The following is a 12,779-nucleotide window of genomic DNA, read 5'->3' on the forward strand; positions in this document are numbered from 1 at the left end:
GACCCGCCGATGGCAGGTACACAGAGTTCCCCCCCTTACTGTGGGTTGGATCTGACCTGACCATCGGGGGAATTCCGCACCATGAACAAGGGCGCCAAGATAGGCATCGCCACCGTCTGCACGGCGCTGGTCGGCGCCGCCGGGTTCGGTGCGTACAACGTGTACGACGCAATGGCCGGGGACGACTCCGCCAAGACCCCGAAGGTCAGGACCGTGGTGGCCGAGGCGCCCACCGCCGACCTGGCCGCGGCCGGGGCGAAGGCGTTCCTGGAGGCCTGGGCCAAGGGCGACCTGGCGGCGGCCGGGGCGCTGACCGACAAGCCGGACACCGCGATCGCCGCCCTGAAGGCCTTCCAGGACAACGTGAAGCCGAGCGCCGTCACGCTCACCCCCGGTGGTGCGCCGGCCGCCTCCGCCAGCGCGTCCGCCTCCGCCTCCGCGAAGGCCAGCCCCTCGACGAGCGCGAGTGCGAGCGCGAGCGCTCCGGTCGGCACCGAGGTGCCGCTGAGCTTCAAGGCCCGGGTGGAGTTCGCCGGGACCACCAACGTGTGGAACTACGACGGGCGGCTCGGCCTGGTCAAGATGAGCGACGGCAAGGCCGCCGTGCACTGGGCCCCGGGCGTGATCAACCCCAAGCTGGACGGCGGCGAGAGCATCGCGGTGAAGCCGGTCTTCGCGGAGCCCGCGATGGTGCTGGACCGCAACGGGAAGCCGCTGAACTACGCCTCGCTGACCCCCGCCCTGATGGCCAGGTTCAAGCAGAACGCCTCCGGGGCCCCGGAGGACGCCGGAACCGGCGTGGTGATCACCAAGGACGACGGCAGCGGCACGGCGGACAAGCTGTTCACGATCACCGACCCGAAGCCCGCGCCCTCGCTGAAGCTGACCCTGGACGGCAAGCTCCAGGCGGAGGCCGAGAAGGCGGTGGCGGCCGCGTCCAAGGGCGGCACCCTCCCGGCCTCGCTGGTCGCGATCGAGCCCAGCACCGGGAACGTGCTGGCCTTCGCCAACGCCCCGGCCGGCGGGCAGAACCGGGCTTTCCTGGCCGCGATCGCACCGGGCTCCACCATGAAGGTGGTCACGGCGGCCGCGCTGCTGGAGGCCGGGGTCAAGCCGGACGACGTGCTGCCCTGCCCCGCCACCCTGAGCGTGGCGGGACAGACCTTCAAGAACGACTTCCCCGACCCGCACGAGGACTGGAAGTTCTCCCAGGACCTCGCCCAGTCCTGCAACACCGCCCTGATCAAGAAGGGTCTGGAGGTGCTCAAGAGCGGCGACATGGAAGCCCTCGCCAAGGACGCCTTCGGCATCGGCCCGACCTGGAAGACCGGCATGCTGCTGGCCCCTGCCAAGGCCCCCGCACCGTCCGGGGAGAACCAGCGCGCCGCCCAGCTGATCGGCCAGGGCAGCATCACCATGAACGCCCTCACCATGGCCTCGATCTCCGCCACCGTGCAGAGCGGCACCTTCCGGCAGCCGATCCTGGTGCCCGGTGCCGAACAGCAGAAGGCCGACCGGACGCTCTCCCCGGCCACCCTGCAGGGCCTGCGCGCGATGATGAACCTGACCGCCACCAGCGGCACCGCCGCCGGGCCGATGAGCGGTATCACCGCCGGGGCGGGTGCCAAGACCGGTACCGCCCAGGTCAACGGCCAGGCCGACGACAACAGTTGGTTCACCGCCTACCGGGGCAACCTCGCGGTGGCCGCCGAGGTCGGCGGCGGCGGGCACGGCGCTGCGGCCGCCGGTCCTGCGGCCGCGCTGGTGCTCAAGGTCGGCAACGGCTGACGGTGAATCAGGCGCCCATCGGGTGCTGCACGGGGTACTGACGGCCCGCCGGGCCGGTGGCGAAGGCCCGCAGCAGGTTCTCGGTGACCTGCCGGGTGAACGCCCCGGCCCGGTGGTCCATCCCGTGGTCGGCCCGGCTGCCGCCGGGGCCGTCGGCGTCCAGCGCCTCCACCCAGCGCATGGTGCCGGTGGCGAACACCCCGGCCCCACCGGCCACCGTGCCGTACGCCGACTCGGCCCGGCTGCGGCGGCCGTCGCAGACCACCGGTGAGCGGGAGACGATCTCGATCGGGCCCGCCGCCGGTCCGTCGGTGGGCACCAGGTCGTACTCGACCCCGACCAGGTGCGGGAAGCTGTCGCCCGCCTTGGCCCCCGTACCGGCGAGCAGCCAGTGGCCGGGGTTGCTGACCACGTACGGCGCGTCCACCGGGTAGCCGTCGTAGCTCACCCCGAGCAGGCTGCTCTCCGGGTCGGCGCCCGGCCCGGACCTGAAGTCGGTGGTGGCGGGCCGCCCCGCCTTGAAGCCGGGGTCGTCGCGGTAGTCGGACTTCCAGCACACCACGGTCCGGTCCCGGCCGAGCCCGGAGGCTTCGTAACGGACCCTGCGGTAGCAGCAGTTGGCGCCCAGGAAGGCCAGGTTGGTGCCGGCGTCGCGGGCCGCGGCGACGTGCTGCCGTTGCTCGTTCGACCAGTACTCGTCGTGGCCGGGCGAGACCACCGCCGTTGCCCCGCGCAGGAGTTCGGGCTCGCGGGCCAGGTCGGTCCCGGTGACGTAGCCGAGCGGCAGCCCGAGCCGTTCGGCCAGCGCGATCAGCGGGGCCTCGTAGACCAGGAACAGCCCGGCGCCGTCGTCGTAGCGGTACGGCCGGTCGAAGCTGACCTCCGTCGCGCGGGTGCCGTAGCCGCCGGTCGGGCCGTTGTAGAGGCTGTGGCCGCCCCACTCGTTGTACGCCTGCCAGGTGGCCACGGCGTTCACCAGGACGGTCCGCCCGGCGGTCTCCCGGGACCGGACGGTGACCGGTGCGAAGCGCTGGCCCGGCGCGTCGAGCGCGTCCAGCCGGAGCAGGTAACTGCCTTCCGGCCAGCCGGTGGTGTCGATCGTGGTGCTCCTCGGCCAGTCGGCCCGGACGGTCCTGGTCCCGGCGGCCACGGTGGGACCCGGCCGGGCCGCGCCGGGCAGCCGGCCGGACTTCCAGACCAGCCGGGCCCTGGCCCCGCCGTACCAGCCCATCCGGTAGGCGGAGACGGTGAAGCCGGGGGCGGTGGTCGACACGTGCAGCCCGAGCGGCTCGCCGGGGAGGACGCTGACCCGGTCGGTGAAGCCCTCGATCGCGTCCGGCGGGCCCGCTGCGGTGACCCGCCAGTCGGCGTTGCCCGGCCGGTCGTTCTCGGTCTGGACCTGGGTCGGCGTGGGGCTCGGCACCGGCAGCGTGCTCGGCACCGGCTGCTCCGCCGGGGCCGCGGTGCTCCCACACGCCGTCAGACCGGCTGCCGCCGCAGCCAGTCCGAGGAAGTGCCGCCGCCCGTTATGTTGCGCCATGTCCGCATCGTCCCATGCCTCGACCGGCACAGGGTCCAGGTCAGAGCTGAACACCCGTGAGAATCGTGGTGAGCCGGTCCCGGGGGCGGGGGTTGGCGGCCAGCCGGGGCCAGATCACCAGCACCGCCGGGAGCGCCAGATAGCCGAACCGGCCGGCCGGGGCGAGCGTGAAGGCGACGGTCAGGCCGACCGCCAGCACGTCACAGGCGGCCACCGCGGAGGTCGGCGGGTAGGCCAGCAGCCAGATCGCCACCCCGAGTGCGCCGAGGCAGAGCAGGGTGAGCGAGATGGTGTGCCCGGTCGGCCCGAAGCCCGCCAGCACCTTGCCCGGCAGCGGACTGCCCGCCGGGGTGTGTACGGCCGTCAGCCCGAGCGGGAAGCTCACCACCTGCTCGCGCAGTACCTGACCCTGGGTCAGCAGGTACGGCAGCACCAGCGCACTGCTGCCGGCCACCGCGGTCAGGGTGGCGCGGGCGGCCGGGCGGCGGCCGTACAGCCGCCAGAGCAGCAGCGCCGCCACCGGGAGCGCGGGCCAGGCGGTCCACTTGAGGGTGCAGGCGAGGACCAGCACCAGCCCGGCGGGGATCGCCCGGCCCTTGGCGGCCAGCGCCATCGCCAGACAGCAGACCCCGATCAGCGGCAGGTCGACCCCGCCGACGACGAGCGCGAGGGCGATCAGCGGGGAGGCGGTCAGGGTGCCCAGCGGCAGCAGCGGGGAGGCGGAGTGCTGCGGCCTGAGCAGCCGCCAGCAGGCCAGCAGGCAGGCCAGGAAGGTGACGGCGAACCAGATCCGGGCGTCCCCGAGCACCGTGGTCACCGGGTTGCCGCTGCCGAGCAGCGCCCGGGGCAGCCCGAACACCGCCATGGCCGGCAGGTACGGGTCGTAGTCGGTGACCCGGGCCGGGTCCGGCAGGTACGGGCTCCCGGTGTGCAGCAGCAGGGCGGCCGAGCGTTCGACCACCATCACCTCGGACTGGTGCCTGCCCTGAAGTACCAGCAGCACCAGCGGCAGCAGCACCGCGCCGAGCACGGCGGCCCCGGCCGCCGCCCGCGCGGAGTACCGGCGCGGCAGGGTGAGGCAGAGCAGGCCGGCCAGAGCGTAGGCGGGAGCCGCCACGGCGCCCCAGAAGATCTGGTTCGGCAGGTCGGAGACCAGCGGGAACGCGACCGCCCAGCCGGCCGCGACCGCACAGCCCAGCACCTGGACGACCCGCCGCTGGGTCAGCCTGAGCCGGGCCGGGTGCGCGGACCTGACGGCCGTGCGCTGATCCGGTATCCGGGCGGCAACCACCCCCGACCGGGATGCCTCGTGCAGGGTACAGACCGCCTGCTCGGGTGCTCCGGGGGTTCGGGTGGTCGCCATGCTGGAAGGGTAGGGGCTGAGTTGTGCTGTTCCGAGGAAGGAGCGGCAACTGTTATGTGGAGCTCTTAGGCGCAGCGGGAATGCCGCGAACCACAAGTCACGCAAACGGAGCACCCCGGAGCGGGCCTTGTACGGATCGTCAGGCGGTGGCCGACGGATCAGCCCCGGAACAGGTTCCGGCCGACGTCGGACGGGACCACGTCCTGCACCGGTGCACTGTCCGGGCCGGGGACGGCCTCGCCAGGAATCGGCTGGTCGGAGGTCCGCTTCAGCAGCACCGCACCGCCCTCCGACCAGATCCGGGTGTAGCCGTGCGCGAGCAGCAGGCTGATCCGCTCGGCCTGCTCGGTGTCGGTGGCGAACGGGAAGGAGCGCTTGTCCGACCTGATCAGTACGTAGTCGCGGCCGCGCGGCGTGCCGTCCACCAGCACCACGTCGGTGCGGGCGGTGAGTCGCACCGCCACCTGGTTGTCCGCCTCCACCGACGCACCGTCAGGGATCAGCGCGGCGCCCCGGAGCAGGGCGGCCAGGCTGGTGTTCGGCGCCCAGTGGGACGGGATCGCCAGCCCGGCCAGGCCGAACGGGACGGCGGCCACCAGCGTCACACCCGCCGCCACCAGACCGGCCCGGCGTGCCAGGGCGGCCCGGGGGCGGCCGTCCGCGCAGAGCCGGCCGAGCACCTCCAGGGTGGCGGTCAGCAGCACCGGCCAGAGGAAGACGTCGTAGTGCCGGGCGATCGACCAGTGGTTGGGATTGCTGGAGAGGATCCGCTCGGCCAGCAGCGGGAGCGCACACAGCACGGTGGCCGAGCGCAGCGGCAGCGCGAGTGTGGTGCCGAGCAGCCAGAGCAGCAGCAGCGGCTTGAGCGGGGCGTCGAAGGCGGCCCGCACCAGCAGCAGCGGGTCGGCCAGCACGTTGCGCAGGGCGTCGCCACCGTCGGCGCCGAGCGCCGCGTAGTTCCAGTAGTAGCCGGGCTGGCCGCCCATCGCCGGGATCAGCCAGGTGATCGCCACGGCTGCCGCCAGCGGTCCCCCGACCAGCAGGCCGAGGCCGTGGCCGAGCTGCCGCCGGTCCCAGCTCGCAGCGGCCGGGCGGCTCGGGCGGGCCCGCAGGATCAGGACCAGCCCGTAGGCGCCGACCAGCAGGCCGAGGTCCTCCTTGGTGCCGCAGAGCAGCACCGCCGCCAGCACCACTCCCCCGTACCGGCGGACCTGACCGCGCTCGAACATCAGCAGCGTCAGGGGTGCGGCGAACGCCACCTCGTGGAAGCCCCCGCGCGAGGCGACCAGCAACGGCCAGCCGAGGCCGTAGGCGAGTCCGGCCAGGTCGACCGCCCAGCGGGCGGTCCGGCGGTCCGCCGTCGCGAAACACCGGGTGGCGATCCGCCGGGCCAGCGGCACTCCGGCGGCGAACAGCAGGGCCTGACCGATGATCAGCGAGCGCGGGTCGTCCCAGACCCAGTACAGCGGGGCGAGCAGCGCCAGCACCGGCGAGAAGTGGTCCCCCAGCAGCGAGAAGCCCGGCGGGAACTCGTGGTGGAAGGACTTCAGCGAGGAGACCGGCAGCCCGAGGTCCGCGTACCCGCGCACCCCCTGGTCGAAGATCCCCACGTCGAAGCCGCCCAACTGGAGGGCCGACCACTGCTGGAACCCGATCGCCAGGCAGACCAGCAGGCAGACCGCCGTCGACAGCAGGGTCCGGTGGGTGGCGGAGAGACCGGTCCCCCGGCCGGGCACGGGCAGCAGCCGGGCAGCCCGAAGGCGCGGCCGGTCGACAGGCTGGAGCGTCACATCACGTCATATCTACTTGGCCAGTACGGATTCGGTGGACACCGTCCGTACCGGGATCACCCGGCGGGCGCTGCGCCGCAGCCGGACGGCGGTCAGTCCGAGCACCGCAAGGCCGACCAGGGGGTAGAGCGAACTGACGGGCTGCCAGTACGGCTCGATACCGAGGCCGGCCCGTTTGGGCACGGTCCAGAGTAGATGGGTACCGAAGACCAGGACGGTCACCGCCAGCAGGACACGCCAGCGACGGTCCTGCCAGGAGCGGCCGTACCGGCCCCGGACCCGGATCTCCTGGGCGGCCTCGGCACAGAGCAGGATCAGCAGCGGCACGCACCAGACCCAGTGGTGACTCCAGCTGATCGGCGAGACCAACACGCCGGTCAGCGCCACGGTGACCACGGCCCAGGCCTCGGCCCGGCGCAGCCGGGACCTGGCGGCGAGCGCCGCGACCGCGAAGCCGAGCAGGCCGACGAGGCCCGTCAACGCACTGGCGAGCAGGCCGGGGTCGTTGGTGGAGAGCAGCCGGGCCACCATGCCCCGGACGGACTGGTTGTCGACCAGCTCGATGACGCCGACCCGGCGGGAGTCCCAGAGGTGCTCGGTCCAGAAGCCGTACGAGTCGCCCGGCACCACCACGGCGCCGAGCAGCACGGTGGTCACGAAGACCACCACCGACACCCCGGCGGCCCGGATCCGGCCGGTCAGCAGCAGGTAGACGGTGAACACCCCGGGGGTGAGCTTGATGCCGATGGCCAGGCCGATGCCCACGCCCTTGAGGCGGTTGGCGTCCGACCGGGTGAGGTCCCAGAGCACCAGACAGGCGATCAGCAGGTTGATCTGGCCGTACTGGAAGGTGGTGTAGACGGGCTCCAGGAAGACCCCGAGGCCGACGGCGAGCAGGATCGCCGGACCGGTGTTCCCACGCTTGGGCCAGCCGACCAGACGGAACGAGAGGTGCGCCAGCAGCGCCAGCAGGGCGACGTTCCCCAGCGTCACCAGCACCCGCAGCAGCGAGACGTCGAACCAGGTGCCTGGTACGAAGAGCACCGCGGCGAACGGCGGGTAGGTGGCGGCCAGGTCCCAGCCGGGGAGCCGCATCGCGTACAGGTCCTGGCTGTTGGCGACGGCCGCGCCCTCGGCCCGGTAGACCAGCATGTCGACCATGTTGAAGCCGTGGAAGTGCCGCACCACCGCGAAGACCGAGAGCAGCGCGAGCGCGACCAGCGCCGTGCTGGCCGTGCTGGTGCGCATCAGCGCTCTGGTCCGCATCAGCGCTCTGAGCCGGTCAGGCATGACGGCTCGCCACCGTCGAGCGGGCAGGCTGACTTCGACGGTGTGAAGGCATGACGGTTTCCCCCTACGGCGTGGCTCGAAGCCGTCCACGCTAGCCGAGCCCGGCGAAGCGGGCCGTGACTCCCGCCACATCCCTTGTCACAGTGCCGCTGCAAGTCCGTCAGGTTCCTTTCAGGACGGCCTGCATGACCGACCTGGCGATCGGGGCCGCCAGCCCGCCGCCGGTGACGTCGGTGGCGTTGCTGTCCGCGATCACCACGGCGACGGCCACCGGCGGGACCTGGTTCGAGCCGCTCGGCTTGGCCCAGGAGATGAACCAGGCGTACGGGATGCCGGAGTTGTCGATGCCCTGCTGGGCGGTACCGGTCTTGCCGCCGACGGTGGCGCCGCTGATCCGGGCGCTCCGGCCGGTGCCGTTCGCCACCACGTCGGTCATCAGCTGCTGCACCTGGCCGGCCACCGTGGGGCTCATCGCCTTCCGGTACTCGGTGGGCTGCATGACCTGGACCGAACTGCCGTCGCTCTTGGTCAGCTTGTCCACAAGCTGTGGATACATCACGGTGCCGTTGTTGGCGACGCCCGCCGCGACCATCGCCATCACCAGCGGGGTGGCGGCGGTGTCGTACTGGCCGATCGAGGAGAGCGCGACCTGGGAGGCGTTCATCGCGGTGTCGAAGTTGGACCGGGCGGCCCGGACCGGGGTGTCCAGCTTGGCGTCGTTGAAGCCGAAGTTCTGCGCCATCGAGACCATCCTGTCCAGGCCGACCTGGGTGCCGAGGTACCCCATCACGCTGTTGCAGGAGTTGACCATCGCCTGGTCCAGCGACTGGCCAGGGGTGTCGCAGGCGCTGGTGTCGTTGACCAGCTCGGTGGTGGTGCCCGGCATCACGAAGGGGTACGGGGCGGTGGTCGGCGCGTTGATGTCGGTGACCACGCCGTTGGCCAGCGCGGCGGCGGCGGTGACCACCTTGAAGGTGGAGCCGGGCGGGTAGATCTGACGGAGCGCCCGGTTCAGCATCGGCTGGTTCTTGTCGGCCTGCAGCTTGTTCCAGGCTTCCTGGTCGGCGGTCGAGGAGCCGGCGAAGCTGCCCGGGTCGTAACTCGGGGTGGAGGCCAGTGCGAGGATCCGGCCGGTGGCGGGCTCGATCGCGGCGACCGCCCCGGTCTGGTTGCCGAGGCCCTTCATCGCGGCCTGCTGGGCGGCGCTGTTCAGCGTGGTGTACACGTCGCCGCCCGGATTCTGCTTGCGGGCGATCTCGTCCCACAGGGCCCAACTGGCCAGCCGGGGGTCGGTGCCGGAGAGCAGGTCGTCCTCGACGCCCTCGATCTGGGTGTTCCCGTACGTCTGCGAGGAGTAGCCGGTCACCGCCGCCCACATCGGGCCGTCGGTGTAGGTGCGCTTGTAGGCGTACCGCCCGCCGGTCGGGGGCGCGCCGGTCACCGGGTCGGCCCCGACCAGGATGTTGCCGCGCGGCTGGGCGTAACGCTGGATGGTCTCCCGCTGGTTGGCCGGGTTGTCGTCCAGCTCATCGGCCTGGAACACCTGGACGTAGGTGGCCTGGCCCATCAGCGCTAGCACCAGCACCAGGCAGAAGGTGCCGGCCCGGCGGCCGGTGGTGGAGATGCCGGGCAGTCCCTGCGGGCCGCCGGTGGAGTCGGCCTCGGACCTTCGTCTCAACGTCACGGCTGCTCCACCAGGTCGGCTGCGGGCTCGGGGGCGGGTCGGCGGGCCTGGTCGCTCATCCGGACCAGCAGCGCCACGATGATCCAGTTGGTCACCACCGAGGAGCCGCCCTGGGCGATGAACGGCAGCGTCATCCCGGTCAGCGGGATCAGGTCGAGCACACCGCCCGCGACCACGAACAGCTGGATGCCGACGATCGCGGCCAGGCCGATCGCCAGCAGCCGGCCGAACGGGTCCCGGAGGGCGATCCCGGTCCTGAAACCCCGTGAGATCAGCAGCGCGTAGAGCAGGAAGATCGCGATCAGCCCGGTCAGGCCGAGCTCCTCGCCGATGGTGGCCAGGATGAAGTCGGACTTGGCGGCGAAGCCGATCAGGATCGAGTGGCCGAGCCCCAGACCGGTGCCGAGCATCCCGCCCCAGGCGAACGCGAACAGCGACTGGGCGATCTGGTTGGCGCCCTGCCCGGCCGCGATCGAGCCCAGCGGGTCCAGCCAGTCGGTGACCCGGCTGTGCACGTGCGGGGAGAGCCAGCCGACCGCGACCGCGCCGACCGCCGCCAGGAACAGGCCGATGGCGATCCAGCCGCTGCGCGCAGTGGCCACGTACAGCATCACCACGAACAGGCCGAAGAACAGCAGCGAGGTGCCGAGGTCGGTCTCCAGCACCAGCACCCCGACGAAGGCGGCCCAGATCAGCAGCACCGGGCCGAGGTCTCGGCCGCGCGGGAACTGGAACTTCCACACCTTCTTGCCGGTCAGCGCCAGCGCGTCCCGGTGCACGGCCAGGTAGGCGGCGAAGAAGATCGCCAGCAGGATCTTGGCGAACTCGCCCGGCTGGAACGAGATCGGGCCGATCACGATCCAGATCCGGGAGCCGTAGACCGGCGGGAAGAAGATCGGCAGGATCAGCAGCACCAGCGCCACCAGCGCGCCGATGTAGGCGTACCGCTGGAGGATCCGGTGGTCGCGCAGCAGCACCACCACGCCGATGAACAGCGCCACCCCGAGAGCGGACCAGAGCAGCTGGGTGGGCGCGGCCTCGCTGCCCGGAGTGGCCCGGTCCAGCCGGTAGATGACGACCAGTCCGATCCCGTTCAGCAGGATCGCGATCGGCAGCAGCAGCGGGTCGGCGTACGGCGCCTTCCAGCGGATCACCCCGTGCGCCAGCAGGGCCAGCACGCCGAGCGCCGCGCCGTACCCGGCGGCGCCGGACGGGACCTCGCCGTCGATGTTGACGCCGACCTCGACGTACCCGAAGACGGCGATCAGCACCGCCCCGAGCACCAGCACCAGTTCGGTGTTGCGACGGCTCTTGACCGGGTGTCGCCGTGGCACACCGGCCCTGGCTACGGCGGAGGGAGAGGCCACGGGCGTCCTGTCGGAGGTGGTTTGGGACAGCAGCGGGGGCGGACGGGCCGTCAGGCTCCGCCCGCCCCCGCCTGAAGTGGTGTCAGACGGTGACGGGTGCCTCGCCCCGAGCCGCCGCCACGGTGGCGCGCAGCTCGGCCTCGGCCGCCGCGCTCAGCGAGGTCTGGATGATCTGGCCGCCGTACTGGGCGACCGCCGGGATCACCTTGTCGGCGGTGGCCTTGCGGACCAGCAGGAAGACGGCGGCGCTGCCCGGGGTCAGGTGCTCGCCGACCTGGCGCATGAAGTTGTCGTCCACACCCACGTCGGTCGAGGCGCCGACAGCGGCACCGGTCGCACCGCCGACGGCCGCACCGAGGAACGGCATGAAGAACAGCAGGCCGATCACGCCGCCCCAGAGCGCACCGGAGGCGGCACCGGCCCCGGTGGTGGAGACGGCCTGGTGCAGCTTGATCTTGCCGTCCAACTTGCGCTCGACGACGACGGCGTCCTCGAGGTCGATCAGCTTCTGCTTCTGCAGTCCGACCACGGTGCTCCGGACCTGCTCGGCGGTGGCGAGGTCGGGGTAGGCGATCGCGAACAGGTTGCTCACGGGATGGGTCCTTCCAACTCGACGGGCACGGCTTCACAGGCACCCTAACGAGGATTAGCCATATTTATGACTGTTGATGCCGGTGTGTCCGATATTCACCCGGCCATCGCGGCTCACCCGACCGTCGCCCCGAGCTCCGCCGGGTAGTCCGGCAGCTCGACGGTGCTGACCTTCCTGCCCTCGTTGAGCATCCAGGTCATCAGTGCGGGCCGGTTCAGCATCACGTCCCGCAGCCGGCCGCCGATCCGGCCGGGAGCGAGGAACTTCCCGGTCCGGTCGCCGCCCTTCTGGCAGCCCTGGGCGTACTCCCGCAGCCGGCCCTCGTACGCGGTGAACCCGGCCCGGTGGTCCCCGGCGGCCCTGGCCAGCTCACCGGCCAGCACGTACGCGGCGACCACGCCGGTGCCGGTGCCCATGCCGCCGATGGTCGCGCCGCAGGCGGCGTCACCCACCAGGGCGATCCGGCCCTGGGACCAGACCGGCACGTCGGCCCGGCTGATCGAGTCGAAGTACAGCTCGGGGGCGGCCCGGAGCGACTCCAGCATCCCGGGCAGGTGCCAGCCGATCCCGGCGAAGTGCTCGGCGATCAGCGCCTTCTGCGCCGTCAGGTCGTGCCGGTCGTAGCTCAGTTCGGGGGAGGCGAAGACCACGAAGGCGTCCGCCACCCCGGGGTCGCGGTGGCCGCCGCCGAGCTGGGCCAGCCGGCCGGGGGTGTTGCAGCCGATCGTCTCCCGGCCGAGGCCGAGGTGGTTGGGCAGCTTCCAGGTCGCGGCGTAGTAGCCGAGGTGGGTGACGTAGTCCTGCTCCGGGCCGAAGGCGAGCCGGCGGACGTTCGAGTGCAGGCCGTCGGCGCCGATCACCAGGTCGAACTCGCGCGGGGCGCCGTGCCGGAAGGTGACCCGCACCCCGTCGGCGGTCTCGGTCAGGCCGGTGACCGAGTCGCCGAAGACGTACTCGGTGTACGGCAGGCTCGCCTCGTACAGCACCTGGGACAGGTCGCCGCGCAGCACCTCGATGTCGCCGCCGGTGAACTCGGCGGGCAGCTGCAGCCGCCGACGCCCCTTCGGGTCGACGAAGGCGGTGGTCCGGCCGCCGGTCTCCAACCCGCGCAACCGGTCCAGCACGCCCATCCGCTCCAGCACCGCCAGGTGGGTCTCGCCGCGGAAGTCGACCGCCTGGCCGCCCTCCCGCAGGGCCGGGGCCAGCTCGACCACGGTCGGTTCGAAGCCGTACCGGCCGAGCCAGTAGGCCAGTGCGGGACCGGCGATGCTCGCACCCGAGATCAGCACGTTCTTACCCATGACGAGACCCCCGTCAGAAACTGTGTCCGTCGGACACTTTCGATACTGTGTACAGTAGACGCAG

At 72.0% G+C, this 12,779-nt stretch carries 9 protein-coding genes; 1 reads left to right on the top strand and 8 read right to left on the bottom strand.

Annotated features, from left to right (window positions below):
* Positions 1–81: 81 nt before the first annotated feature.
* Positions 82–1,788, top strand: coding sequence for a penicillin-binding transpeptidase domain-containing protein (locus ACXJMZ_RS04630; protein ID WP_457028695.1), 1,707 nt, complete (start codon positions 82–84; stop codon positions 1,786–1,788).
* A gap of 7 nt (positions 1,789–1,795) precedes the next feature.
* On the opposite strand, the gene ACXJMZ_RS04635 is transcribed toward ACXJMZ_RS04630, so the two are convergent.
* From ACXJMZ_RS04635 to ACXJMZ_RS04670, 8 genes are all read right to left on the bottom strand, one after another.
* Entirely contained in the window at positions 1,796–3,328 is a 1,533-nt protein-coding gene (locus ACXJMZ_RS04635; protein WP_457028696.1) for a N,N-dimethylformamidase beta subunit family domain-containing protein, read from the bottom strand.
* A 40-nt stretch (positions 3,329–3,368) separates the two neighbouring features.
* Positions 3,369–4,691, bottom strand: a complete 1,323-nt coding sequence (locus ACXJMZ_RS04640; RefSeq protein WP_457028697.1) for a hypothetical protein — start codon at positions 4,689–4,691, stop codon at positions 3,369–3,371.
* A gap of 158 nt (positions 4,692–4,849) precedes the next feature.
* Positions 4,850–6,481 (bottom strand): DUF2079 domain-containing protein, encoded by a 1,632-nt coding sequence (locus ACXJMZ_RS04645; RefSeq protein ID WP_457028698.1) that lies wholly within the window; start codon positions 6,479–6,481, stop codon positions 4,850–4,852.
* A 12-nt stretch (positions 6,482–6,493) separates the two neighbouring features.
* Positions 6,494–7,729 (bottom strand): glycosyltransferase 87 family protein, encoded by a 1,236-nt coding sequence (locus ACXJMZ_RS04650; RefSeq protein ID WP_457028699.1) that lies wholly within the window; start codon positions 7,727–7,729, stop codon positions 6,494–6,496.
* Between the two features lie 202 nt (positions 7,730–7,931).
* Positions 7,932–9,338, bottom strand: coding sequence for a penicillin-binding transpeptidase domain-containing protein (locus ACXJMZ_RS04655; RefSeq protein ID WP_457028744.1), 1,407 nt, complete (start codon positions 9,336–9,338; stop codon positions 7,932–7,934).
* 113 nt (positions 9,339–9,451) lie between these two features.
* Positions 9,452–10,789: an FtsW/RodA/SpoVE family cell cycle protein gene (locus tag ACXJMZ_RS04660; RefSeq protein ID WP_457028700.1), complete on the bottom strand. Its 1,338-nt coding sequence runs from the start codon at positions 10,787–10,789 to the stop codon at positions 9,452–9,454.
* A gap of 115 nt (positions 10,790–10,904) precedes the next feature.
* Entirely contained in the window at positions 10,905–11,414 is a 510-nt protein-coding gene (locus ACXJMZ_RS04665; protein ID WP_457028701.1) for a DUF1269 domain-containing protein, read from the bottom strand.
* Positions 11,415–11,527: 113 nt separating this feature from the next.
* Positions 11,528–12,715 (bottom strand): FAD-dependent monooxygenase, encoded by a 1,188-nt coding sequence (locus ACXJMZ_RS04670; protein WP_457028702.1) that lies wholly within the window; start codon positions 12,713–12,715, stop codon positions 11,528–11,530.
* Between the last annotated feature and the right edge of the window lie 64 nt (positions 12,716–12,779).

Source organism: Kitasatospora sp. P5_F3 (assembly GCF_054049135.1).